This is a genomic window from Mangrovicella endophytica (assembly GCF_002893625.1).
GTDB classification, from domain to species: Bacteria; Pseudomonadota; Alphaproteobacteria; order Rhizobiales; family Rhizobiaceae; genus Mangrovicella; species Mangrovicella endophytica.
The window spans coordinates 372,457-398,173 of record NZ_PKMZ01000003.1; the positions used below are offsets into that span (position 1 = coordinate 372,457).

The window sequence follows — 25,717 nt, forward strand, 5'->3', positions numbered from 1 at the left end:
CTTTAACGCAAATACTCTATACGGCGGCGAACCGGCGCCATGCAGCGCCGGCTTGAGGCACCCGCAAGGACGCGAAAAAGATCATGCCCGACGACAGGGCCGCCGCACACGGCATCGCATCGCATGGCGCGGACCTACCTCCCGGCATGACGGATCTGTCCGGTATCCTCGACGTCGCGGCCCTGCGCCGCGACATGGACGTGATCGCCTCGACCTTGCGCGGCGGCGGGGCGTCTGCGGAGGTGCGCAACGCCATCCTCAAGCTCCTGAAGGAGCGGATCGACACGGCGCGCAAGGCGGTCGAGCAGATGCTGTTCGACGATGGCGGCGGTCTTCTGTGCGCCCGCCGGCTGGCAGCTCTGCAGGATGCCGTCATCGCCGCGATCCACGACTTCGCGCATGAGCGCGTCTTCGAGGCCGCCAACCTGTCGGCCGGCGAGCGCATGGCGGTGGTGGCCGTCGGCGGCTACGGGCGCGGCACACTGGCCCCGGGCTCCGACATCGATCTCCTGTTCCTTCTGCCCTACAAGCAGACGGCGCTCGGCGAGCAGGTCGCCGAATACCTCCTCTACCTCCTCTGGGATCTCGGCTTCAAAGTCGGCCACGCGACGCGGACGGTGGAGGAGTGCATCCGCCTGTCGCGCAGCGACGTCACAATCCGCACCGCCATCCTCGAGCGGTGGCTCCTGGCCGGCGATGTCGTGCTGTTCGACGAGCTCGGCCGCCGCTTCGACGCCGAAGTGGTGGAAGGAACCAGCCGTGAGTTCATCGCCGCCAAGCTCGCCGAACGTGATGCCCGGCACGCGAAGTCGGGCGATACGCGCTACCTCGTCGAGCCGAACGTCAAGGAAGGCAAGGGCGGGCTGCGCGATCTCCACACGCTGTTCTGGATCGCCAAATATCATTACCGCGTCGACACCACGGCGGAGCTCGTCGATGCCGGCGTGTTCTCCCGTCGCGAGGCCCGGCTCTTCCGCAAGGCGGAAGACTTCCTCTGGGCGGTGCGCTGCCACATGCACTTCTCGACCGGCAAGGCCGAAGAGCGCCTGATCTTCGACCTGCAGCCCGAGATCGCGCGGCGCCTCGGCTACAACGCCCATCCGGGCCTGCAGGACGTCGAGCGTTTCATGAAGCACTACTTCCTGATCGCCAAGGACGTCGGCGACCTGACCCGCATCTTCTGCGCCGCCCTGGAGGAAGAGCATGCCAAGGAGGCCCCGGGCTTGAAGGGTTTCGTCCGTAGCCTCACGCGCCGCACCCGCAAGATACCGGGCACGCTCGACTTCCATATCGACAACAACCGGATCACCGTCGCCGAGCGCGACGTCTTCACAAAGGATCCGGTCAACCTCATCCGCATCTTCAAGCTCGCTGCCGCGCTGCAGCTGGAATACCACCCAGATGCGCTGAAGCTGATCCGCCGCTCGCTGCGGCTGGTGAATGCCGATCTCAGGGACAATGCCGAGGCCAACAGCCTCTTCCTCGACGTCCTGACCGACCGCAACGACCCGGCGCTGCATCTGCGGCGGATGAACGAGGCGGGCGTGCTCGGGCGCTTCATCCCGGACTTCGGTCGTATCGTCGCGATGATGCAGTTCAACATGTACCACCACTACACGGTGGACGAGCATCTGATCCGTTCGATCGCTATCCTGTCGCAGATCGAGCGAGGCGAACTGGCCGAAGAGCATCCGCTCTGCGTCGAGCTGATGCCGACGCTGAAGGACCGGGTGCCGCTCTATGTGGCGCTGCTCCTGCATGACATCGCCAAGGGCCGCCCGGTCGACCATTCGATTGCCGGCGCGCGGATTGCCCGCGAGGTCTGCCCGCGGCTCGGCCTCGACGAACGCGAGACCGATCTCGTCGCTTGGCTGGTCGAGGACCATCTGGTGATGTCGATGACGGCGCAGCAGCGCGACCTCAACGACCGCAAGACCATCCTCGACTTCGCCGAGCGGGTCCGGACGCTGGAACGGCTGAAGCTCCTGACCGTCCTCACCGTCTGCGACATCCGCGCCGTCGGACCCGGCGTCTGGAACGGCTGGAAGGGCCAGCTCATCCGCACGCTCTACATGGAGACCGAGCCGGTACTGACCGGCGGCTTCTCGCATGTGCCGCGCCAGGCGCGTCTCGACCGGGCGAAGGGGCGCCTTGCCGCTCGGCTGGCGGATTGGCCGGAAGCCGAGCGTGAGGCCTATATCGACCTGCACTACCAGAACTACTTCCTCACCGTGCCGATCGACGAGCAGCGCCGCCACGCCGACTTCGTGCGCGCCGCCTCGCAATCCGACGATCCGCTGGCGACGACGGCGACCACCGACCGGTTCCGCGCGGTGACGGAGCTGACGGTCCTGGCCACCGACCATCCGCGGCTCCTGTCGATCCTGGCCGGCGGCTGTGCCGCGGCCGGCGCGAACATCGCGGACGCTCAGATCTTCACCATGAACGACGGCCGGGCCCTCGACGTCATCACCATCAACCGCGCCTTCGATAACGACGAGGATGAGCTCAGGCGCGCCGAGAACATCCGCCGCCACATCGTCAGCCTCCTGCATGGGCGCGAGGCGATGCCGAACCTCCTGGCACGGCGACGGCCGGCCCGCTCGACGCACCTCTTCAACGTCAAGCCGCGGATCACCGTCGACAACGAGTTATCCAACCAGTTCACCGTCGTCGAGGTGGAAGGCCTCGATCGTGCCGGGCTCCTGTCCGATCTCACCGGCGCGCTGTCGGACCTCAATCTCGACATTCGCTCGGCGCACATCTCCACCTATGGCGAGAAGGTCGTCGACGTCTTCTACGTCACCGATCTGACCGGCATGAAGGTCGTCAGCGACACCCGCACCGACCGGATCGTCCGGCGTCTCACCTCCGTCTTCGAGGAGCCGGAGGGAGAGATTTCCTCGCCGAGCGTCATGCCCTCGACCAAGGCCTTCGGCATCACGGCATCATGAGCCTCCTCACCAAGTTTGCGACCGTCGGCAGTGCGACGCTGGTGTCGCGCATCTTCGGCTTCGCGCGCGAGATGATGATGGCGTCCGCGCTCGGCATCGGGCCAGTGGCGGACGCCTTCAACCTTGCCTTCCGCTTCCCGAACCTGTTCCGCCGCCTGTTCGCCGAGGGCGCCTTCAACGCCGCCTTCATCCCGCTCTTTGCGAGATCCCTGGAGGAAGAGGGCGAGGACGGCGCGCGGCGCTTCGCGACCGAAGTTTTCTCGACCCTCTTCATCGTCCTGACGTCGCTGACGGTGGTTGCGCTCGTCTTCATGCCGTTTCTGGTGAGCACGATCATCGCGCCGGGCCTGTCGGCCTGCATCGATCAGCCGGTCTCCGCGACGCATGCGATCTCCTGCGAGGAGCGGTTCGACATAACCGTCGCCTTCTCCAGGATCATGTTCCCCTATCTGGCCTGCATGTCGCTGATGGCGATGGTGTCGGGCATTCTCAACGCCTTCCGCCGCTTCTTCGCCGCGGCGGTGGCGCCGACGATCCTCAATTTTGCGTTGATTGGCGCGCTCGCCTGGTGCTGGTGGACCGGTGCCGACAAGGCGACGATCGGCTTCTACATGAGCTGGGGCGTCCTCTTTGCCGGCGTTTCGCAGCTGGCCGTGGTCACATTTGCCATGCGCTGGGCCGGCTTCGGCATCGCCCTGCAGCGTCCGCGCTGGACGGCCGGGCTGAAGCGCCTCCTGATCCTCGCCGCGCCCGCGGCCCTCATCGGCGGCATCACCCAGATCAACCTCTTCGTCGGCCAGGCGATCGCCTCCTACAAGCCGGGCGCCGTCTCGATCCTGCAATATGCCGACCGGCCCTATCAGCTGCCGCTCGGCATGGTGGGCGTTGCCATCGGCGTCGTGCTCCTGCCGGAGCTGGCGCGGGCGCTAAAGGCGGGCCGCATGGAAGAGGCGCAGCACACCCAGAACCGCAGCCTGGAATTCGCGCTCTTCCTCACCGTTCCGGCCGCGGTCGCGCTCTATCTGATCCCCGAGCCGATCATCCGGCTGATCTACGAGCGCGGTGCCTTCGAGGCCTCGACCACCTATGCGGTCGCCGACGTTCTCGGCTACTACGCGCTCGGCCTGCCGGCCTTCGTGCTGATCAAGGTGTTCTCGCCCGGCTACTTCGCCCGGGAGGATACGCGCACCCCAATGATCGTCACGCTGATCTCGGCCGGCGCCAACATCGTCCTCTCGGTGGCGCTGTTCTTTGTCCTTGCCGAGCGCGGCATCGCGATCGCGACGACGCTTGCCGGCTGGCTCAACGCTATGCTGCTTTTCCTCGGCCTGTGGCGGAAGGGCCTGTGGGAGGTCGACGGACGGCTGATGAAGCGCGCCGTGCTGGTGCTGCTGTCATCGGTGCTGATGGGAGCCCTGCTCCTGTTCCTGCAGGACAGATTCGCCGCCTGGCTCGGCAGCGGCGCCTCCGTCCACTACCAGATCGCGGGGCTTGGTGTGCTCGTCGCCGCGGCGATGGTTGCCTATTTCGGCCTCGTGCTACTGACCGGCGCGGTGGACCGGAGCATGATCGCGACGCTGGTGCGGCGGCGGCGCAAGCGGCCCGCGGCGTAAGCCAGCTTTGCTGAGCCGAACGAAGCGTCCGGGCCGCAACCGGCGGGCGTCATGTCTCAGCGCGCCAGGAAGGCCAGAACGGCGGACGCGACGGCATCGGGGAACTCCTCGTGCACCGACAGGCGGCCGTGCGGCAGGCGGACCGTTTCGACGCCCGGCAGCGCCGCCAGCGCCTCCATCTCCGCGCGGGACTTCGGCGGCGTGGCAGCGCCGATGACGACGAGGATCGGAATGTCGGCCCGCTCGGCCAGCGCAAGGAAAGCCTCGCGGCTTTCCACGGGATCGAGCCCACCCGTGACGAAGCGCACGGAGGCATGCCGCGCCCCTTTCGCTCGCATCACCGCGGCCTTCTCTGCCAGCGCCTCGTCGTTCAGAAACGCGGAATCCTCGTAGACATGTGCGCGCGTCATCCGCGCAACGACGGGCCGGCTGACATTCAGGCGGTAGAGGAGGGAGCCGAGAACCGGCAGGTCGACCGCGCGTCGCACCCGCTCCAGCCAGGGCGGCCGGCGGCCCTTGAGCATGGTTGGGAAGGGTCCGCGCCAGGTCGGTGCGATGAGGACGAGCCGGCGGGCAGCGCCGGAATGCGCGGCGCAGTGCCTTAGGGCATAGGCGCAAGCGTGGCCGGCCGCGACGATGGCGGCAGGCGGCTCGGGCAGGGCGGCGAGTGTCGTGGCAAGCGCTGCGGACAGATCGTCCGGTGTCCAGGCGTGCCGCGTCTTGGCCGCCGTGCCGAAGGCGGGCCAGTCCAGGGCGATCGCCTCGAAGCGCTGCGCGAGCCGGCGCATCAGCGGGCGCATCTCACCGCGGGTGGAGATGGTCGATAGCGCCGGCAGCAGGATCACCGGCTCGCCGCGGCCATCCCGCTCGGAGTGCATCGCAAGACTAATATCTTCGGCTGGTGCTGCCATGGCTTCCATCGCTCCGCTCATGCTGTCGAGAGCTATGGGAGCCGGGGGTCCGTGCAAGACGTGCCGCCTCTTATCGCCTGTCTCGCGGGCCGATTGTCGATCGCGTCTGCGGCCGCTTGATCGTGAACCGCCGCTCCGTCATAACCCGCCGACTTTTTGCCCGCGCCCTTCCAACCGGCGCCACGGAGCCGTCTTCATGAGCGAATTCGCCCCCCGCGTCTTTTCCGGCGTGCAGCCAACCGGAAACCTTCATCTCGGCAACTATCTCGGGGCGATCCGCAAGTTCGTGGCCCTGCAGGAGAGCCACGACTGCCTCTATTGCGTGGTCGATCTCCACTCGATCACGGCGCAGCTCGTCCACGAGGATCTGGCGGGGCAGACGCGCTCGATCACAGCAGCCTTCCTGGCCGCCGGCATCGACGCCGACAAGCACATCGTCTTCAACCAGAGCCGCGTGCCCGAGCACGCCGAGCTCGCCTGGATCTTCAACTGCGTCGCGCGCATCGGCTGGATGAACCGCATGACGCAGTTCAAGGACAAGGCCGGCAAGGACCGCGAGAACGCTTCCCTCGGCCTCCTCGCCTATCCGAGCCTGATGGCCGCCGACATCCTGCTCTACCGCGCCACCCACGTGCCGGTCGGCGACGACCAGAAGCAGCATCTGGAGCTGACGCGCGACATCGCGCAGAAGTTCAACAACGACTTCTCGGCCAAGATCGCAGCACTCGGCCTCGGCGTTCCCATGCAGGTCGGTGAGGAGCGGGTCGACGGCTTCTTCCCGCTCACCGAGCCGCTGATCGAAGGGCCGGCGACGCGAGTGATGAGCCTGAAGGACGGCACCAAGAAGATGTCGAAGTCGGACCCGTCCGATCTCTCGCGCATCAACCTCACCGACGACGCCGACCAGATCGCGCGCAAGATCCGCAAGGCCAAGACGGACCCGAACCCGCTCCCCGAAACCGTCGAGGGCCTGAAAGGCCGTCCGGAGGCGGAGAACCTCGTCGGCATCTTTGCCGCGCTGGCGGATCGACCACGCGCCGATGTCATCGCCGAGTATGGCGGCAAGCCCTTCTCGGAGTTCAAGCCGGCGCTGGCCGACCTCGCCGTGTCGGCGCTGGCGCCGGTCTCGACCGAGATGCGGCGCATCGAGAGCGATCCGGCCGAAATCGACCGTGTTCTGGCGAAGGGCGGCGAGCGGGCGCGCGAGATCGCTCTTGCCACCATGAAGGACGTCAAGGCGATCGTCGGACTGCTCTGACCGCTAAGCACAACAGGGCGACAGGCTGGGCGTTGCCGCTGCCTGAAGTGCCTTGCCTGCGCTTCCGCGGCGGCAGCTTGCCGCCGAGTTTGCGACCTGCCATGACTCCGCCATGGTTTCACGACGCATCGGCCGGGACGCCGGCGGCAAGCGCAAGTTCCTTGCCATCATTGACGAGACGCCGGAATGCGGGCGCGCGGCCTCCTACGCCGCACGCCGAGCCAAGGCGAGCGGCGGCGGGGTCGTGCTCCTCTATGTGATCCAGCCGGGCGATTTCCAGCACTGGCTTGGTGTCGAGAAGATCATGCGCGCCGAGGCCGCCGAGGAGGCTGAAAGCCGGCTGGCCAAGGTCGCCGACGAGCTGCGCGAGGCCATCGGCATCGAACCCGAGGTGGTGGTGCGCGAGGGCGTCACGGCCGAAGAGATCCATGCCGTCATCGAGGCCGACCGCGAGATCGCCATCCTCGTGCTGGCGGCCGGTGAATCCACCGAAGGCCCGGGACCTCTGGTCTCCTCCGTCGCCGGCAAGGGTGCGGCCTTCCCGATTCCCGTCACCATCGTGCCGGCGACGCTGACGGACGAGGAGATCCAGAGCCTCGTCTGAGGCACGGCCTCAGCTGCAACCGACAGACCGTTTGACCGCTGCGGCTTGCACCCGGCGGCGCCAGGGACTACCTCTGCGGCAATGGTTTTCGGGGCGCCTGACTGCCCCATCCGCGTCCGGAAGGCGGCTCCCATGTTCATCCAGACCGAAGTCACACCCAATCCCGCGACCCTGAAGTTTCTGCCCGGCCGCGTTGTTCTGGAATCCGGCACCGCCGAATTCCTCAGCGAGGAGGACGCCGCTGTCCGCTCGCCTTTGGCCGCCCGGCTGATGGGTATCGACGGCGTCACCGGCGTCTTCTTCGGCTACGACTTCGTCACCGTTTCCAAGAGCGGCCCCGACTGGCAGCACCTGAAGCCCGCGATCCTCGCCGGGATCATGGAGCATTTCATGGCTGGCAAGCCGGTCATGGCGCCGGCGGCCGGTCCGGCTGTTGCCGAGAGCGGCGAGGAGTTCTTCGATGCCGGCGATGCCGAGCTCGTCGACACCATCAAGGAATTGCTTGAGACGCGCGTGCGTCCGGCCGTGGCCCAGGATGGCGGCGACATCACCTTCCGCGGCTTCCGCGATGGCGTCGTCTATCTCAACATGCGCGGCTCCTGTGCCGGCTGCCCGTCCTCGACGGCGACGCTGAAGCACGGCATCCAGAACCTCCTGCGCCATTTCGTGCCGGAGGTGGAGGCGGTCGAATCGGTTGCCGCCTGAGCGGCGCCACGCGCTTTCGAACCGTGCCGTCTCTTCTTCTGGCCGTCGACACGGCGGCTGAGCGCTGTGCCGCGTGCCTCCTCGATCGTGAGATAGGACGCATCCTCGCGCGTGCCGATCCGGCGATCGGCCGCGGCCATGCCGAGCAGCTGATGGGCGTCATCGATACGGTGCTGGGGCAAGCCGGCGCGGCCTATGCCGATCTCGCAAAGCTTGCCGTTACCGTCGGGCCCGGCTCCTTTACCGGCGTCAGGGTCGGCGTTGCCGCGGTGCGCGGTCTGGCGCTGGCGCTCGCCATTCCGGCGGTCGGCATATCGACCCTGGAAGCGCTGGCCGAGCCGCATCGGAAAAGCGGCAGGGTGCTTGCGGCGATCGATGCCAAGCGGGGCGAGCTCTATGCCGCCCTCTATGCGCCGGACGGCGCTCTCATGGCCGGCCCGACGGCACTCGAGCCGCAGTCGCTTGGCGCCTTCCTCCAGACAGGCGGCGCCAAGGCGACAGACGAGCCGCTCCGGATCGTCGGGAGCGGCGCGGTGATCGCTGAGGATGCGCTCGGCGCCTTTTGCGTCCAGGTCGCCGACACGAATTCGCACGACATCGCGGCCGTCGCCCGGCTGGCGGCTTCACGCGACCCGGCTGAGGCTCCGGCGAGCCCACTCTATCTGCGCGGTGCCGATGCCAAGCCGCAGGCGCCATCCGGCCTGCTCGCTCCCAGGAGCTTTCCGGAAAGCGCGTAACCCTCGCCAGACGACCCTGGGCTATGGTTAGGATGCGAGGGTCGGGCAAGCCTGCGGTCGCATGCTGGCACGCATACGCCGGGAGGAGTGGAGGGCGACAATGTACTGGTATCTGCCCTGGGTCTGGACCTTGTCCTTCTGGGACGGTCTGCTGAACAGTGAAACGAGCATCGTCACGGCCGATCTCGAGATGGAGGATCTCGATGCCGCGGCCGCGCTCCACAGCGACGCTTTCGCGCGGCCCTGGTCCGGCGACGAATTTGCCTCGCTCCTGTCGCAGGAGGGCTGCTTCGGCTTCGTGGCGCGGCGGGTTGGGCAGCCTTTGCTCCCGCCGCTCGGCTTCGTGCTCGCACGCGTGACTGCGGGAGAAGGCGAGATCCTGACGATTGCCGTCGACAAGCGGGCGCGCGGGCAGGGCATCGGCCGGCTCCTGATGGACCAGGTGCTGCAGCGCCTGCACGCCGACCGCGCCGAGTCGCTGTTCCTCGAGGTGGACGAGGAGAACGCCGCGGCGCTGCGCCTGTATCAGCGCCTGCGTTTCGAGGAGGTCGGCCGGCGGCCGGCCTATTACAGCCATCCTAATGGCCGCAGGACGAGCGCCCTGATCCTGAAGCGGGTCCTGCGCTGAACGCTTCCGCAGGCCTTTTCCGATGATTGCCTGGATGCGCATCGCCGTCACCGCGGCGGTGCTGGTGACAATGACGCTGCTTGTCCTGCCGCTGCAGGCCTTGGCGATCCGCTCTGGCTGGCCTCTCGCCCGCCGCCTGCCGCTCATCTGGCATCGTGTCGCCTGCCGTATCGTCGGCATCCGCGTCATCGTGACGGGCGAGCCGTCGCGCCGGCACCCGCTGCTCATGGTGTCCAATCACCTCTCGTGGTCCGATATCCTGGTGCTTGGCAGCGTGATGGAGCTCTCCTTCATCGCCAAGGCGGAGGTGCGGGGCTGGCCGGTCTTCGGGCTTCTGGCGCGTCTGCAGCGTACCGTCTTCGTTGAACGGTCCGACCGCAGGGCCACTGGCCGCCAGGCGGACGCCATCGCCGAGCGTTTGGCGGCCGGCGACGTCATGGTTCTCTTTGCCGAAGGGACGACGTCGGATGGCAACAGCGTGCTGCCCTTCAAGACGGCGCTGTTCGGCGCCGCGCAATCAGCTTTGCGCAACGCCGGCACGGCCTCCGTTGCGGTGCAGCCGGTGGCGCTCGCCTATCTCAGGGCCAACGGCCTGCCGCTCGGTCGCTTTGGCCGGCCGCTGGTCGCCTGGCCGGGCGACGTGGAACTGCTGCCGCACCTCGTCGGTGTGCTGCGCGAGGGCGCGGTCGACGTCGAGGTGTGCTTCGGCGATCCGATCGAGTTCACACCCAGCAGCGATCGCAAGGCGGTGGCGCGCCTGTCCGAGGAGCGGGTGGGCCGTATGCTGGCCGAGGCGCTGGCCGGTCGTCCCTGGGCCGCAGGCACAGGTGGTGAACCGGCTCGGCAAGAGACGCTTGCGCGACGTACCGTCGAAGATGATATACAGGACCGACGGCAATGACGCGCCAGAGCCTGCGGCCGAGGCAGGTGCGCCATGAGGATCGCCGGTCTCTTCAGAAGGGCGCATGACCGAACCACGCGACGAACGCGACCTTCAGGGGAGCGGCTCCAACACCCGCAAGGTCTTCATCAAGACCTATGGCTGCCAGATGAACGTCTACGACTCGCAACGCATGGGCGATGCGCTGTCGAAGGACGGCTATGAGCCGACGGCGTCCATGGAAGACGCCGATCTGGTTCTCCTCAACACCTGCCATATCCGCGAAAAGGCGGCGGAGAAGATCTATTCCGAGCTGGGCCGTATCCGCCTCCTGAAGGCGGAGCGGGCGCAGCGCGGCAAGGATCTGCGCGTCGGTATCGCCGGCTGCGTCGCCCAGGCCGAAGGCGCCGAGATTATCGAGCGCGCGCCGGTGGTGGACCTCGTCATCGGTCCGCAAACCTATCATCGTCTTCCGGATGCGCTGGCACGCGTCGCCCGTGGCGAGCGCGTCGTCGATACCGACTACGCCGTCGAGGACAAATTCGAGCATCTGCCGGAAACGGAAGCGCGCCAGATCCGGGCCCGCGGCGTCACCGCCTTCCTCACGGTCCAGGAAGGCTGCGACAAGTTCTGCACCTTCTGCGTCGTGCCCTATACGCGCGGCTCGGAGGTCTCGCGTCCGATGGCGCAGATTGTCGCCGAGGCGCGCCAGCTGGCGGCGGCCGGTGTGCGAGAGATCACGCTGCTCGGCCAGAACGTCAATGCCTGGAGCGGCGAGACGCCGGGCGGCGTGACGGTCGGGCTTGGCGGTCTCCTGCGCACCCTCGCCGGGATCGAGGGCATCGCCCGGCTGCGCTATACGACCTCGCACCCGCGCGACATGGACGACGACCTGATCGCCGCACATGCCGAGTTGCGGGCGCTGATGCCCTATCTGCATCTGCCGGTTCAGTCCGGCTCCGACCGCATCCTCAAGGCGATGAACCGGCGCCATAAGGCGGCGGACTATCTGCGCCTGCTCGACCGCATCCGGCACGCACGCCCCGACATCGCGCTCTCCGGCGACTTCATCGTCGGCTTCCCCGGCGAGACCGAGGCCGACTTCATGGATACGATGCGGCTGATCGAGGCGGTCTCCTACGCCTCGGCCTATTCGTTCAAATACTCGCCGCGGCCGGGCACGCCCGGCGCCGAGATGGACGGCCATGTGGACGAGGCGGTGAAGACGGAGCGACTGGAGCGCCTGCAGGGGCTGCTGCGCCACCAGCAGGGCGCCTTTGCCGACAGTCTCGTCGGTCGCAGCATCGAGGTTCTGGTCGAGAAGCCTGGGCGTCACCCCGGCCAGATCGTCGGCCGCTCGCCCTTCCTGCAGCCGGTGGTGCTGCCGGCCTCCGCCGGTGCCGTCGGCGACATCGTGGAAGCGCGCATCGCGTCCGCCAATCCGAACTCGCTGATGGCCGAAGGCGCGCCGCCCGCTCTGGCCGAGGCGATGCCGCTGAGGGCGATCGCATGAAGGCTGTGCGCGGGCCGATCCCCGCTTCCGGCGCCTCGGACATGGCGCATGTGGTCCTCGCCTTCGAGGACAACCGCCTCGCGAGCCGGCTGTTCGGCCAGTTCGACGAGAACCTGGCGCTGATCGAGCAGCGCCTGAGCATCGACGCGCGGGCACGCGGCAACAAGGTGGAGATCCGCGGCGACCAGATCGCCTGCGAGCAGGCGCGCCGCACGCTTGATTACCTCTACGGCCGTCTCCAGGCCGGCAACGAGATCCAGCCGTCCGATGTTGAGGGCGCCATCCGCATGGCGATCGCCGAGGGCGACCAGCTGATGCTGCCGACGCTGGAAAAGAAGGGCCGCATGTCGCTGGCACAGATCTCCACCCGGCGGCGCACCATTCATGCGCGCACGCCGACTCAGGACGCCTATATGCGGGCGATGGAGCGCTCCGAGCTCGTCTTCGGCGTCGGCCCGGCCGGCACCGGCAAGACCTATCTCGCCGTCGCCCATGCCGCGCAGCTGCTGGAGCGCGGGCAGGTCGACCGCATCATCCTGTCGCGTCCGGCCGTGGAGGCCGGCGAGCGCCTCGGCTTCCTGCCGGGCGACATGAAGGAAAAGGTCGATCCCTATCTGCGCCCGCTCTACGACGCGCTCTACGACATGATCCCGGCCGAGAAGGTGGAGCGCAACCTGGCTGCCGGGGCGATCGAGGTCGCGCCGCTCGCCTTCATGCGCGGACGCACGCTGGCCAATGCTGCCGTGATCCTCGACGAGGCGCAGAACACCACGACCATGCAGATGAAGATGTTCCTGACCCGTCTCGGCGAGAATGCCCGGATGGTGGTAACGGGCGATCCTTCGCAGGTTGATCTGCCGCCGGGCCAGAAGTCGGGTCTCGTCGAGGCGCTGCGCGTTCTGGACGGCGTCTCTAACGTCGTCACCGTCCGCTTCGAGGCCAAGGACGTCGTGCGCCATCCGCTCGTCCAGGCGATCGTCGAGGCTTATGAGGAGGATGCGACGCGTCAGCGCACGGCCGCCATCCCACCGCAGCTCTGATGGATCTGGCGGCGCGAAGTCCCGCCTATGAAGGCCTTGCGATCGAGCTTGCTGTCGAGGACGAGGGCTGGCACGACGCAGGTCTGGGCGACCTTGAAGCCTTTGCGCGCCGCTTTGTCGAGGCCGCGGCCCGCCGTGCCGGCGTGCCGGACGACGTCGAGACGGAGCTCTCCGTCACGCTGACGGGCGATGCGGCCGTGCAGGCTCTGAATGCCGAATGGCGCAACAAGGACCGGCCGACCAACGTCCTGTCCTTTCCGATCCGCCAGCTGCAGCCGGGCGAGCGCCCCGGCCCTCTGCTCGGCGATCTCGTGCTCGCCCGCGAGACGGTGGAGCGCGAGGCTGCGGCGGAAGACAAGCGCTTTGCCGACCATGCCGGTCATCTTCTTGTGCACGGCATGCTGCATCTTCTGGGCCACGACCATATCGATGACGAAACGGCCGATGCGATGGAAGCGTTGGAGATCGAAGCTCTTGCCGATCTCGGCATCGCCGATCCTTACGCCGACGCGCCGGAACACCTTTAAGCTCTTGAACGAACCATCAACGGTGAACGAGACGATGACCGACCTTTCCAATCCCGGCCGATCCAGCGCGGACACGGCTGCGCTGAGCCGGCCGGAGGCCGCCGGCGGCGACGAGCCGCCGTCCGTCGAGGACCGAAGTCGATCGACCGGGGAAGCGCGCGCCGAGCGCGGCTTCCTCGGGCAGCTCTTCCAGCGGCTGCGGCCGCGCGTGCCTCGGGCCGTGCGTGAGGAGCTTGCCGACGCACTGCTGCAGCCGGGCGTCGGCGAAGACGCGTTCTCCACCGAAGAACGCTCCATGCTGAACAATATCCTGCGCCTGCGCGAGATCAGGGTGGAGGACGTGATGGTGCCGCGCGCCGACGTCCATGCGCTCGACCTCGGCACCACGCTCGGCGAACTGATGGTGCAGTTCGAGTTTTACGGTCATTCGCGCATGCCGGTGTATGGCGACACGCTCGACGACGCGCGCGGCATGGTTCACATCCGGGACGTGCTGGCCCATCTGACCCGCACGGCCCGCACCGATGGCGGCGGCGGTTCCACCGACGAGATCGGCGACGTCACGCTCGATCTTCACCGCATCGACCTGACAGCCACCATCGAAGCAGCCGGACTGGTCCGCCCGGTGCTCTTCGTGCCGCCGTCAATGCCGGCCACCGAACTGATGGCGCGCATGCAGGCGACGCGCACCCAGATGGCCCTGGTCGTCGACGAGTATGGCGGCACCGATGGGCTCGTCTCGCTGGAAGACATCATCGAAATGGTCGTCGGCGACATTGAGGACGAGCACGACGACGAGGAAGCGATGATCGTACAGCGCGGCGAGGGCATCTTCTTTGCCGACGCGCGCGCCGAACTTGACGACCTGCGCGCCGCCATCGGCGACGATTTCGACATCGCGGACTACCTGGAGGAGTCCGACACGGTCGGCGGCCTGCTCTTCTCCGAGCTCGGACGCGTGCCGGCACGCGGCGAGGTGATCGAGGTCGTGCCGGGCTTTGCCTTCAAGGTGCTCGATGCAAGCCCCCGACGCGTGCGGCGCGTGAAGATCAGCCGCGTGCGACCGGGCGAGACGCGGCAGCGGCTTGCCGGAGGGCTTGCCGGCACGCCATGATGCCGGGCAGCCTCGCGAAAGCCTGATTGCTCAAGCAGCGACGATGATCTGCGCGAAGGGGACGCGCAGGCACGGTCGCGGGTGATGAGGCGCATCGTCTCGCCAGAGGGGATTTCGATGGATCGTATCGCTGCACGCATCTTGCTGCTCGAAGGCTGGCGCCGCGCGGCGCTGGCGTTTCTGGCGGGTGCTGTAGCGACCTTGGCGCTGCCGCCGGTGAACTTTCCGGCGGCGGGCTTCGTCAGCTTCCCGATCCTCGTTTGGCTCCTGGACGGCGCGGCCGGGCGCCCGGGGGCCGGCCCGCTGCGCCGGCTGATGCCGGCCTTCCGCATCGGCTGGATGTTCGGCTTCGGCTATTTCATCGCGGGCTTGTGGTGGCTCGGCGCGGCCATGCTGGTCGACGCCGCTGACTTTCTCTGGGCGATCCCCTTCGCCGTCCTGATCCTGCCGGCGATCCTCGCCATCTATTATGGCCTGGCCGCCGCACTGGCACGGTCGGTGTGGAGCGAGAATGCCGGGCGGCTGTTCTCGCTGGCTGCGGCCTTTGCCTTCTTCGAATGGGCGCGCGGGGTGCTCTTCACGGGCTTTCCTTGGAACGAGATCGGCATGATGGCGGCACCAGTGCCGCTTCTGATGCAGTCGGTCTCGGTGATCGGGCTGCACGGGCTCACCCTTGCCGCGATCTATGTCTATGCCAGCCCGGCCGTGATCATCGGCCGGCAGGGCCGCGCACCGGCGCTGCTGCTGGCGATGGCGCTCGTCGTCGCTCACGTCGGCTATGGTGTCATCCGTCTATCGACCGCGGAGACGGGCAGCGTCGATGGCGTGACCCTGCGCATCGTTCAGCCCAACATCGAGCAGACGCTGAAGTGGGACGAGGCCGAGGAGGAGCGCATCTTCGCGCGCCTTCTATCGCTGAGCGCCAGGCCGGCGGCTGCGGATGCCGCAGATGGCTCCCCGCCAGCGGCAAGAACGGGCAATGAGGCTGCGGCGGTGGCGCCCGGCGATGATGATGATGCAATGGCCGACACCACTGAAGCTGAAGGCGCGGCCGCGGCGCGCCGGCTGATCATCTGGCCGGAGACCGCCTTCCCCTTCCTCCTCACCCAGCGCCCCGACGCCATCACGCGCATCGCCGACATGCTGCAGCCGGGCGAGACGCTGATCGCCGGCGGCGTGCGGCTTGAGGCCCGCGACGACGGCGCGCGGCCGCTGGCCTACAACGCCGTCTATGTCATCGACGAGCGCGGGGAGATCATTGACGCGCGGGACAAGACCCATCTCGTTCCCTTTGGCGAGTATCTGCCGCTACAAGCCATCCTTCAGCGCTTCGGAATCAGTCAGATCGTCAAGATGCCGGGCGGCTTTTCGCCTGGCGCCGTCCGTTCGCCGGTGCCGCTCGATGATGCTCCGTCCTTTCTGCCGTTGATCTGCTACGAGATCATCTTCCCCGGCGAGATGGCGCTTCCGGCCGCGGGGGAACGCCCCGGCTTCATCGTCAACGTCACCAACGACGCCTGGTATGGACGCACGCCAGGCCCTTACCAGCATTTGCGGCAGGCGGAGCTCACCGCCGCCGCCTTTGGCCTGCCGCTGGTGCGTAGCGCCAACACTGGTATTTCAGTGGTTACGGACGGATATGGTCGCGTGATGGACGGGATGGCGCTCGGCTCCGGCGGTGCCTTCGAGACGGCTCTGCCGCACGCGCTTCCGGCAACCTTCTATGCCCATTTCGGCGATCGAATCTTCTGGGTGGCCGAGGCCGTTGCAGCCGTGCTCGCCGCGGCGTCTTTGTTGCGGTGGCGGCACCGGCGCGATTGACTCCTGCGATGAAGCAGGTACGCAGAGTCTGGCGAAAGCGGCGGCCTGGAGCGGCCTGGGGTGTTCCGTCGATGGAGGCCGCGTTCGTTCGTCAGCCAAGGGTCGGCTGCCCCGCCTCTCGTGACCCTGAATGAGCCGTTTGGGGACGCGCTGTGCCTGAGAACAAGAAGAAGCCCAATCCGGTTGATATGCATGTCGGCTCTCGGGTCCGGCTTCGCCGCACCATGCTTGGCATGAGCCAGGAGAAGCTGGGCGAAAGCCTCGGCATCACCTTCCAGCAGATCCAGAAATATGAGAAGGGCGCCAACCGGGTCGGCGCCAGTCGGCTGCAGCGGATTGCCGAAGTGCTGAGCGTGCCCGTCGCCTATTTCTTCGATGGTCTGTCGGGCACGGGCGAGGCGCAGTCCGGCCTCAGCGAAGCCGGAGGCGGTGAATATGTCGCGGACTTCATGTCTTCCAACGAAGGGCTGCAACTCAGCCGGGCCTTCGCGCGCATCGCTGACCCGCGCGTGAGGCGGCGGCTGATCGAGCTGGTCCGAGCGCTCGGCGACCGCGACGATCCGGAGCCGCCGACGCGGTAGAGGTGCGGGATTTAAGCCATTTCGAGGGCTATATGGCCGCCATGAGTCGCAAATTTTTGCTTGACGGACCCGCGCGCGGACTTCAAACGGACTTTCTGGCGCGGGGGCGCCGGTAGAGGGACTGTCCCGGATCTTCGTCTTCGGCAGTAGGCCGCGGCACCGTCGCGGTGATGCAACGGTATGGTCGTGCCGCTCCGCCGATGGAGCGGCGTGAAACAAGAGAGCACCCATGGCGCGCAGCAATTACCTCTTTACCAGCGAGAGCGTTTCCGAAGGTCATCCGGATAAGGTCTGCGACCGGATCTCGGACGAGATCCTCGACCTCTTCTACAAAGAGGCCAAGAAGGCCGGCATGGACGCTTCCCAGGTCCGTCTCGGTTGCGAGACGCTGGCGACGACCAACTATGTCTGCATCGCCGGTGAGGTCCGCGGGCCGCTCGACGAGAAGAAGATGAAGTCGAAGGTCAAGTCGATCGCGCGCCGCGCGATCCGCGACATCGGCTATGAGCAGGACGGCTTCCACTGGAAGACCGCCAAGATCGACGTGCGTCTGCATGCGCAGTCGGTCGACATCGCGCAGGGCGTCGACGAGGCCGGCAACAAGGATGTCGGTGCGGGCGATCAGGGCATCATGTTCGGCTATGCCTGCCGTGAGACGCCGGAGCTGATGCCGGCGCCGATTTACTACGCGCACAAGATCCTCGAGCTCCTGACGAAGTACCGCAAGTCCGGCGAGCGCGGCTGCGAGAAGCTCGGTCCCGATGCCAAGAGCCAGGTCACCGTCCGCTACGAGGACGGCAAGCCGGCCGGCGTCACCCAGATCGTCCTGTCGACGCAGCATCTCGACGAGTCCATGACCTCGGACGACGTGCGCAAGATCGTCGAGCCGATCATCCGCGAGGCGCTGGGCGATCTGTCCGTCGACGAGGACTGCCAGTGGCACATCAACCCGACCGGCAAGTTCCTGATCGGCGGGCCTGACGGCGACACCGGCCTGACCGGCCGCAAGATCATCGTCGACACCTATGGCGGCGCGGCTGCCCATGGCGGCGGTGCCTTTTCCGGCAAGGATCCGACCAAGGTCGACCGTTCGGCCGCCTATGCCGCGCGCTACCTCGCCAAGAACGTCGTTGCGGCCAAGCTCGCCGACCGCTGCACCATTCAGCTCGCCTATGCCATCGGCGTTGCCGAGCCGCTGTCGATCTATGTCGACTTCCACGGCACCGGCAAGGTCGAGGAGGCCAAGCTCGAGGAGGCTCTGCGCGGGATCATGGATCTGACGCCGCGCGGCATCCGCGAGCATCTGCAGCTCAACCGCCCGATCTACGCCCGCACCTCCGCCTATGGCCATTTTGGCCGCAAGGCCGGCCGCGACGGCTCCTTCTCCTGGGAGAAGACCGATCTCGTCGCCAAGCTGAAGGCGGCCGTCGCCGCCTGAGCTGCTTCAAGCACGCGAGACCGCCCGGATGCGGAGTCGATCGATGACGGCGGCGGCTGTGCATCCCACCCGCTCGCGCGAGGCCTTTTTCGGGCGGGTCAAGGGACCCGCTCTCAGGCCGCGGCAGGCAGCGCTGTTCGAAACGCACCTGCCGCAACTCGCGGTCGACCTGTCGCAGCCGGCGGGCGATCTCGCCGCATGGTTTCCCGTTCCGGTCAGGGAAGTCCGGCTTGAGATCGGCTTTGGCGGCGGCGAGCATCTTCACCGCGAGGCCGGCCGCTTTCCCGATATCGGCTTCATCGGCGTCGAGCCTTTCGTCAACGGCATGGCCAAGATGCTGGTGGCATTGGAGGAGACGCCGCGTCCGAACCTGCGCCTGTTCCCCGACGACGCCACCATGCTGCTGGACTGGCTGCCGCAGGCGAGCATCGCCGCGATCGACCTCTTCTATCCCGATCCCTGGCCGAAGCGCCGCCACTGGAAGCGCCGCTTCGTCAATCCGACCAATCTCGATCGCTTCGCCCGCGTGCTGAAGCCGGGCGGCCGATTCCGCTTCGCCTCCGACATCGACACCTATGTGAACTGGACGCTGCTGCACTGCCGCGACCATGAGGCGTTTACCTGGATCGCAGGCGCGGCGGCGGACTGGCACACACCCTATGAGGCATGGCCGGGCACACGCTACGAAGCCAAGGCGATTCGCGAAGGTCGCCGCCCGGCCTATCTGACCTTCAGGCGCAGCTGAAGCATTCCGGCAGCGGCGTTGCTGTGACGACCGTCGCATACTCCGGCGGGTTGAAAGCTGCCCCGTTCCGGCGTATATGCGGATGAAATTCTCTGCGATGCGATCGTGAGAGTGGGTCCTGCCGGTCCCGCTCTTTTTTGTTAACAGGGGTAGGGTGTCGACCGCGCCCCTCCCACGAGCTGCCCCTTCCATGGCAGCGGCATCGGCAGAATCATTCGCTGAACCGGCTACGTCCGGACGTGGAGAGCTGAGCCATCGTGACTGCCGCCGACAAGCGTATCGTGACCGAGGAAGGGCTTGAAGCCCGCGTTGCCGCCATCATCGAGCCGGTGATCGAGCAGCTCGGCTACCGGCTGGTGCGTGTGCGCGTCTCGGGGCTGAACGGCATGACGCTGCAGATCATGGCCGAGCGGCCGGACGGCACGATGACAGTCGAGGACTGCGAGGCTGTCTCGCGTGGCATTTCGCCGGTGCTCGATGTCGACGACCCGATCGACAAGGCGTATCATCTGGAAGTGTCCTCGCCCGGGATCGACCGGCCGCTGGTGCGGCGTGGCGATTTCGAGGCCTGGACCGGCCATCTCATGAAGCTCGAGACGAACCGTCTGGTGGAGGGCCGCAAGCGCTATCGCGGCAAGGTCGTCGGCGTCTCGGATGACGGTATTCGCATCGACCGTGATCAGCCCGGCTATGGCGAAGCGGCGAGCGTCGATATCCCGTTCGAGGCGATCGGCGAGGCGCGGCTGATCCTCACCGACGATCTCATCGATGCGGCGCTGAAGGCCGACAAGGCGGCGCGCCGCGCCAGGGCTGCGGCTGATGGCGGCGAGACCGTCGATCCCGATGAGGCGCCCGAGCAGGACGCATCGACGTAACGGGTCCGCTCGAGCGGACGCGAAAGACATGTGGAGCCGCCGGTGGCGGCAGGAGCCGACAAGCCGCAACGAGGGCGGCGCCGGCCCGCATCAGGAGAGAAACAGATGGCAGTCAGTGCGAACCGGCTCGAGCTTCTGCAGATCGCGGATGCCGTCGCGCGGGAGAAGTCGATCGACCGCGAGATCGTCATCGAAGCCATGGCCGACGCCATCCAGAAGGCGGCTCGCTCGCGCTACGGCCAGGAAACCAACATCCGCGTCGACATCAACACCAAGACCGGCGAGATGAAGCTGCAGCGGCTCCTCGAAGTGGTCGAGGACGTCGAGGATCCCGCGACGCAGATCTACCTCGATCTCGCCCGGGACAAGAACCCCGATGCCGAGCCGGGTGACTTCATCGCCGAGCAGCTGCCGCCGATGGACTTCGGTCGCATCGCCGCGCAGTCGGCCAAGCAGGTCATCGTGCAGAAGGTGCGCGAGGCCGAGCGCGACCGGCAGTACGAGGAGTTTCACGACCGCGTCGGCGAGATCGTGAACGGTACGGTCAAGCGCGTCGAATACGGCAATGTGATCGTCGATCTCGGCCGCGGCGAGGGCATCATCCGGCGCGACGAGCAGATCCCGCGCGAACTGTTCCGCTATGGTGACCGCGTGCGCGCCTATGTCTACGACGTGCGCCGTGAGCAGCGGGGGCCGCAGATCTTCCTGTCGCGCACCCATCCGCAGTTCATGGCCAAGCTCTTCACCATGGAAGTGCCGGAGATCTACGACGGCATCATCGAGATCAAGTCGGTCGCCCGCGATCCCGGCTCCAGAGCCAAGATCGCCGTCGTCTCGCGCGACTCCTCGGTCGATCCCGTCGGCGCCTGCGTCGGTATGCGCGGCTCGCGCGTCCAGGCGGTCGTCGGCGAGCTGCAGGGCGAGAAGATCGACATCATCCCCTGGTCGCCCGATGCGGCTAGCTTCCTAGTCAACGCTCTTCAGCCGGCGGAAGTCGCCAAGGTTGTGCTCGATGAAGATGCCGAGCGCATTGAAGTCGTGGTTCCCGATGACCAGCTATCTCTTGCGATCGGACGCCGCGGCCAGAACGTGCGCCTCGCCTCGCAGCTGACCGGCTGGGATATCGACATCCTGACGGAGCAGGAGGAATCCGAGCGCCGCCAGAAGGAGTTCCAGGAGCGCTCCGAGCTCTTCATGGAAGCGCTGAACGTCGACGAGATGGTGGGCCAGCTGCTCGCCTCCGAGGGCTTCACCAGCGTCGAGGAAGTGGCCTACGTCGAAGCCGACGAGGTCGCCGCCATCGAGGGCTTCGACGAGGATACGGCTGTCGAGATCCAGTCCCGCGCCAAGGAGTTCCTGGATCGCCGCGAAGCGGAGCTCGATGCGCAGCGCAAGGAGCTTGGCGTCGAGGACGACCTGCGCGAGATCGACGGGCTGACCACCGCGATGCTGGTCGCCCTCGGCAAGGACGGCGTGAAGAATGTCGAGGATTTCGCCGGCTGCGCGGCCGATGACCTCATCGGCTGGAGCGAACGCAAGGACGGCGAGACCAAGCGCTATCCGGGCTCGCTGTCGGAGTTCGAGGTGTCGCGCGCCGATGCCGAGGCGATGATCATCCAGGCCCGCCTGAAGGCCGGCTGGATCACGCAAGAGGATTTGGCCAATCAGGCCGAGGGTGACGAGGATGGCGAGGGCGCCGGCGAGGCGGCCTGACCGGAGCATAGAGGATATGGCGGAGGCGGAGCACGAGACGGACGGGGAGGACGGCGTGAACGGGCGTATGTGTATCGTGTCGCGCCGCAGCCTGCCCGCCGAAGCGCTGATCCGCTTCGTTGCCGCGCCTGACGGTGCGGTGGTACCGGACCTGAAGCGGCGTCTGCCGGGGCGAGGTGCCCATGTGGAGCTGAAGCGGGACGCGGTCGATCTGGCGGTGAAGCGTCGGCTGTTCGGCCGGGCGCTGAAGCGCGAGGTGACGGCGGCCGAGACGCTGGGAGCCGATCTCGATGCTCTGCTGGCCCGGTCGGCGCTTGGCGCGCTCGGCCTTGCCCGCAAGGCGCGGCAGCTCGTGACCGGCGCCTCGAAGGTGGATGCGGCGATCCGCTCCGGCAAGGCGATCGCCGTCCTCCATGCGGTGGACGGAGCCGCTGACGGGGTGCGCAAGATGGACGCGGCGAGGCGGGCCGCCGTGGCTTCGGGAGCCGGAGCCACACCCGCCTACCGGTCGTTTACCGCTGCCGAAATGGGTTTGGCATTGGGCGGCGAGAATGTGATACATGCAGCCGTCCTTGCCGGTGACGCGGGTTCGGCCTGCCTGAAGCGCCTTGAGGCGCTGGAGAGTTACCGGGGCGAAAGCTCCGACGCGACGACATTGGACGGCGGCGCCGGCGACGCCGACCGTAATCACGTCGCATCAGACATGATGGCGGAGCCGACCTCGCATGAGGCTCCTGGCACGGATGAAAGGTGCGGGATCGACCCCGCACAGGAAGCGGAAGCGTAAATGAGCGATACGAAGTCCGGCGACGACAAGACGTTGAGCGTCAATACGAAGAAGACCCTGACCCTGAAGCGTGGCGGCATCGAGCAGTCGACGGTTCGGCAGAACTTCTCGCATGGGCGCACGAAGAACGTCGTCGTGGAGACCAAGAAGCGCCGCATCGCAAAGCCCGAGGACGCCAAGGAGGTCGCAAGCCCCTCGGTGGCTGCGGGTCTGCGTCCGCAGACGCCTGCGCCTGCAGCGCCTGCACCGCGTCCGGCTGCGCCGCAGCCGGCACCGGCCGCTTCAGCGCCCGCCGCTCCCGCGGCCGTGGCACCAGAGCCTGCTCCGCGCGCCGCCGCTCCTGCGCCGCAGCCGGCTCCTGCCCCTGCTGCCCCGGCCGCGCCGCAGCCGGCTCCCGTGGCCGCCGCACCGTCTGCCCCCGCGCCAGCCGCTCCAAGCGTGACGCCGCCGGCCGCACCGGCCCCGTCGGCACCGTCCGCCGCTGCGCCGACGCCGGCTCCGGCAACGCCTGCTTCGGCAGCGCCGGTCCCGGCACCGGCGCCGGCACCTCAGGCCGCCGCACCGCAGGCCGCTGCACCGGTCGAGGCTTCCCGTCCGGTCGAGACGCCGTCGGCCCCGGCCGCCGCCCCGGCAGTGCCGGCGCAGCGCGCCACACCGGCGGCATCAGCCGGCGTCCGCCCGGCTGCCCCGGCAGCCGGTGCCTCCTCCGGCCAGCCGAGCCGCGTCGATGGTCCGCGTCCGTCCGCTGGCGCAGGTCAGCCGCAGCGTCCGGGCGCACCGCGTCCCGGTCAGCCGCCGGTCCAGGGTCGCGGCGCGCCGCAGGGCGGCCGTCCCGGCCAGGCCCCGAGTGGCGGCCAGGGTCGCCCGGGCGGGCGTGACGATCGTCGTCCGGCACAGCCGGGCGCCCGCCAGCCGCGTGGCGCCGTCCTCAGCGACCTGTCGTCGCGCGAGATGGATGCCCGCCGCCGTGCTCTTGAGCTCGCCCGCCAGCGCGAGGTCGAGGATCGTCGTCTGTTCCTGGAGGCCGAAGCCCGTCGGACCGCCGAGGACGAGCGTCGCCGCCGCGAGCGCGAGGAAAGCGAGCGCCGTCAGGCCGAGGAGAACGCCCGCCTCGAGGCTGAAACCGCCGCGCGCCGCAAGGCCGAGGCGGAGGCTGAGCGCCGTCAGCAGACGGCGGCCGCCGAAGCCGAGAGCGATCCTGCCCGTGCCGCCCGTGGTGCCGAAGTGCGCCGCCGTCCGGGTGCCGATGAGGAAGAGGGCGCGCGCCGCGGCCCGCTCGGCGCCCTGTCGCGCCGTCCTGGTGCGGCCAAGGTGGAAGCGCCCAAGCCCGCCCGCCCCGACAAGGGCGCCGATGAACGCCGCCGCGGCAAGCTGACGCTCGACCGCGCGCTGACCTCGGAAGAGGGCGCTCGTGGACGCTCGCTGTCGTCGATCCGTCGGCGTCAGGAGAAGTTCAAGCGCTCGCAGCAGAACCAGCAACGCGAGAAGATTGCCCGCGAAGTGATCATTCCAGAAACCATCAGCATCCAGGAACTCGCCAACCGCATGTCGGAGCGAGCCGTCGACGTCATCAAGTTCCTGATGAGCCAGGGCCAGATGATGAAGCCGGGCGACATCATCGACACCGATCTCGCCGAGCTGATCGCCAGCGAATTCGGCCATACGGTGAAGCGTGTCGCGGCCTCGGACGTCGAGGAAGGCATCTTCAACGTCGCCGACGATCCGGAAAAGCTGGTCTCGCGGCCGCCGGTGGTCACCATCATGGGTCACGTCGACCACGGAAAGACGTCGCTTCTCGACGCCATCCGCAAGACCAACGTCGTGTCCGGGGAGGCCGGCGGCATCACGCAGCACATCGGCGCCTATCAGGTCGAGCACGACGGCAGCAAGATCTCCTTCATCGACACTCCGGGCCACGCCGCCTTCACGGCGATGCGTGCCCGCGGCGCCCAGGTGACGGATATCGCGGTGCTGGTGGTGGCTGCGGATGACAGCGTCATGCCGCAGACGATCGAGTCGATCAGCCACGCCAAGGCGGCGGGCGTTCCGATCATTGTTGCCATCAACAAGATCGACAAGCCGTCGGCCGATGCGACCAAGGTCCGCACGCAGCTGCTGCAGCACGAGGTCTTCGTGGAATCGATGGGCGGCGACGTCCTCGACGTCGAGGTCTCCGCGCTGAAGGGCACCAACCTCGACAAGCTGCTGGAGACGATCCTGCTGCAGGCCGAGGTGCTGGAGCTGAAGGCCGATCCCGACCGCACTGCCGAGGGCGCCGTCATCGAGGCGCAGCTTGACCGCGGCCGCGGTCCGGTGGCGACCGTGCTCGTTCAGTCCGGCACGCTGAAGCAGGGCGATATCATCGTCGCCGGCGACGTCTGGGGCAAGGTGCGCGCACTGGTCGACGACCAGGGCAAGCAGCTGAAGCAGGCCGGCCCGTCCATGCCGGTCGAGGTTCTCGGCCTGTCGGGCACCCCGCAGGCGGGCGACCGCTTTGCCGTGGTGACCAGCGAGGCGCAGGCCCGCGAGATCGCGGACTACCGTCAGCGTCTGACCCGCGAGAAGCAGGTGGCCAAGAATGCCGGCCAGCGCGGCTCGCTCGAGCAGATGATGTCGCAGCTGCAGGACACCGGCCTCAAGGAGTTCCCGCTCGTCATCAAGGGCGACGTGCAGGGCTCGATCGAGGCGATCCAGGGTGCGCTCGACAAGCTTGGGACGGACGAGGTGCGGGCGCGCATCGTTCATTCGGGCGCCGGCGCCATCACTGAATCGGACATCGCGCTGGCGGCGGCCTCGAATGCCGCGATCATCGGCTTCAACGTCCGGGCGAACACCCAGGCGCGACAGGCCGCCGAGCGCGACGGCATCGAGATCCGCTACTACAACATCATCTACGACCTCGTGGATGACGTGAAGCAGGCGATGTCGGGTCTGCTGTCGCCGGAGCGTCGCGAGACCTTCCTCGGCAATGCGGAGATCCTCGAGGTCTTCCACATCACCAAGGTCGGCAAGGTCGCGGGCTGCCGTGTCACGGAAGGGCGCGTCGAGCGCGGGGCGGGCGTCCGCCTCATCCGCGACAACGTCGTCATTCACGAGGGCACGCTCAAGACGCTCAAGCGCTTCAAGGACGAAGTGTCGGAGGTCGTCGGCGGTCAGGAATGCGGTATGGCCTTCCAGAACTACGAGGACATCCGCGAAGGCGACGTCATCGAGTGCTTCCGCGTCGAGCACGTCGCGCGCACGCTCTGATCGACGCCGCAAAAGCCTAAGACA

General features: G+C 67.5%; 21 protein-coding genes. 20 read left to right on the top strand and 1 reads right to left on the bottom strand.

What is annotated here, in order from left to right:
* Positions 1–146 precede the first annotated feature (146 nt).
* Both C0R46_RS10600 and murJ read left to right on the top strand, forming a co-directional pair.
* Complete coding sequence (locus tag C0R46_RS10600) at positions 147–2,954, top strand: [protein-PII] uridylyltransferase (protein ID WP_102959776.1); 2,808 nt, start codon at positions 147–149, stop codon at positions 2,952–2,954.
* Complete coding sequence (gene murJ, locus C0R46_RS10605; RefSeq protein WP_102959579.1) at positions 2,951–4,567, top strand: murein biosynthesis integral membrane protein MurJ; 1,617 nt, start codon at positions 2,951–2,953, stop codon at positions 4,565–4,567. Before C0R46_RS10600 ends, murJ begins: the two co-directional genes overlap by 4 nt.
* Positions 4,568–4,623: 56 nt before the next feature.
* Here the strand turns inward: murJ and C0R46_RS10610 are convergent, their stop codons facing one another.
* Positions 4,624–5,478: an alpha/beta fold hydrolase gene (locus C0R46_RS10610; RefSeq protein ID WP_157944617.1), complete on the bottom strand. Its 855-nt coding sequence runs from the start codon at positions 5,476–5,478 to the stop codon at positions 4,624–4,626.
* A 196-nt stretch (positions 5,479–5,674) separates the two neighbouring features.
* On the opposite strand from C0R46_RS10610, the gene trpS reads away from it, so the two are divergent.
* From trpS to infB, 18 genes are all read left to right on the top strand, one after another.
* The gene (trpS, locus tag C0R46_RS10615) at positions 5,675–6,736 is read left to right on the top strand and encodes a tryptophan--tRNA ligase (RefSeq protein ID WP_102959581.1); all 1,062 of its coding nucleotides are present in this window, start codon (positions 5,675–5,677) and stop codon (positions 6,734–6,736) included.
* A 112-nt stretch (positions 6,737–6,848) separates the two neighbouring features.
* A complete protein-coding gene (locus C0R46_RS10620) occupies positions 6,849–7,340 on the top strand; it encodes a universal stress protein (RefSeq protein WP_102959777.1) in 492 nt (163 codons plus the stop codon).
* Between the two features lie 132 nt (positions 7,341–7,472).
* Entirely contained in the window at positions 7,473–8,045 is a 573-nt protein-coding gene (locus tag C0R46_RS10625; protein ID WP_102959582.1) for a NifU family protein, read from the top strand.
* 23 nt (positions 8,046–8,068) lie between these two features.
* On the top strand, positions 8,069–8,782 hold the full coding sequence (gene tsaB, locus C0R46_RS10630) for a tRNA (adenosine(37)-N6)-threonylcarbamoyltransferase complex dimerization subunit type 1 TsaB (protein WP_102959583.1): 714 nt from the start codon (positions 8,069–8,071) through the stop codon (positions 8,780–8,782).
* A gap of 100 nt (positions 8,783–8,882) precedes the next feature.
* A complete protein-coding gene (gene rimI / locus C0R46_RS10635) occupies positions 8,883–9,410 on the top strand; it encodes a ribosomal protein S18-alanine N-acetyltransferase (protein WP_102959584.1) in 528 nt (175 codons plus the stop codon).
* A gap of 22 nt (positions 9,411–9,432) precedes the next feature.
* Positions 9,433–10,311 carry a lyso-ornithine lipid O-acyltransferase gene (olsA, locus tag C0R46_RS10640; protein ID WP_102959585.1) on the top strand — a complete coding sequence of 293 codons (879 nt, stop codon included), beginning with the start codon at positions 9,433–9,435 and terminating at the stop codon, positions 10,309–10,311.
* Positions 10,312–10,375: 64 nt separating this feature from the next.
* Positions 10,376–11,803, top strand: a complete 1,428-nt coding sequence (gene miaB, locus C0R46_RS10645; RefSeq protein ID WP_102959586.1) for a tRNA (N6-isopentenyl adenosine(37)-C2)-methylthiotransferase MiaB — start codon at positions 10,376–10,378, stop codon at positions 11,801–11,803.
* A complete protein-coding gene (locus C0R46_RS10650; RefSeq protein WP_102959587.1) occupies positions 11,800–12,843 on the top strand; it encodes a PhoH family protein in 1,044 nt (347 codons plus the stop codon). The genes miaB and C0R46_RS10650 overlap by 4 nt, the downstream gene beginning before the upstream one ends.
* Complete coding sequence (gene ybeY / locus C0R46_RS10655) at positions 12,843–13,370, top strand: rRNA maturation RNase YbeY (protein WP_102959588.1); 528 nt, start codon at positions 12,843–12,845, stop codon at positions 13,368–13,370. Before C0R46_RS10650 ends, ybeY begins: the two co-directional genes overlap by 1 nt.
* A gap of 34 nt (positions 13,371–13,404) precedes the next feature.
* On the top strand, positions 13,405–14,484 hold the full coding sequence (locus C0R46_RS10660; protein ID WP_102959778.1) for a hemolysin family protein: 1,080 nt from the start codon (positions 13,405–13,407) through the stop codon (positions 14,482–14,484).
* Positions 14,485–14,601: 117 nt separating this feature from the next.
* Positions 14,602–16,305, top strand: a complete 1,704-nt coding sequence (gene lnt / locus C0R46_RS10665) for an apolipoprotein N-acyltransferase (protein WP_245413520.1) — start codon at positions 14,602–14,604, stop codon at positions 16,303–16,305.
* 152 nt (positions 16,306–16,457) lie between these two features.
* The gene (locus C0R46_RS10670; protein WP_102959589.1) at positions 16,458–16,886 is read left to right on the top strand and encodes a helix-turn-helix domain-containing protein; all 429 of its coding nucleotides are present in this window, start codon (positions 16,458–16,460) and stop codon (positions 16,884–16,886) included.
* A 229-nt stretch (positions 16,887–17,115) separates the two neighbouring features.
* On the top strand, positions 17,116–18,324 hold the full coding sequence (gene metK / locus C0R46_RS10675; RefSeq protein WP_102959590.1) for a methionine adenosyltransferase: 1,209 nt from the start codon (positions 17,116–17,118) through the stop codon (positions 18,322–18,324).
* Positions 18,325–18,367: 43 nt separating this feature from the next.
* Entirely contained in the window at positions 18,368–19,069 is a 702-nt protein-coding gene (trmB, locus tag C0R46_RS10680; RefSeq protein ID WP_102959591.1) for a tRNA (guanine(46)-N(7))-methyltransferase TrmB, read from the top strand.
* A gap of 257 nt (positions 19,070–19,326) precedes the next feature.
* The gene (gene rimP / locus C0R46_RS10685) at positions 19,327–19,944 is read left to right on the top strand and encodes a ribosome maturation factor RimP (protein ID WP_102959592.1); all 618 of its coding nucleotides are present in this window, start codon (positions 19,327–19,329) and stop codon (positions 19,942–19,944) included.
* A gap of 105 nt (positions 19,945–20,049) precedes the next feature.
* Complete coding sequence (nusA, locus tag C0R46_RS10690; RefSeq protein WP_102959593.1) at positions 20,050–21,657, top strand: transcription termination factor NusA; 1,608 nt, start codon at positions 20,050–20,052, stop codon at positions 21,655–21,657.
* 16 nt (positions 21,658–21,673) lie between these two features.
* Complete coding sequence (locus tag C0R46_RS10695) at positions 21,674–22,444, top strand: RNA-binding protein (protein ID WP_102959594.1); 771 nt, start codon at positions 21,674–21,676, stop codon at positions 22,442–22,444.
* Positions 22,445–25,693, top strand: coding sequence for a translation initiation factor IF-2 (infB, locus tag C0R46_RS10700; protein ID WP_102959595.1), 3,249 nt, complete (start codon positions 22,445–22,447; stop codon positions 25,691–25,693).
* Positions 25,694–25,717: the final 24 nt, after the last annotated feature.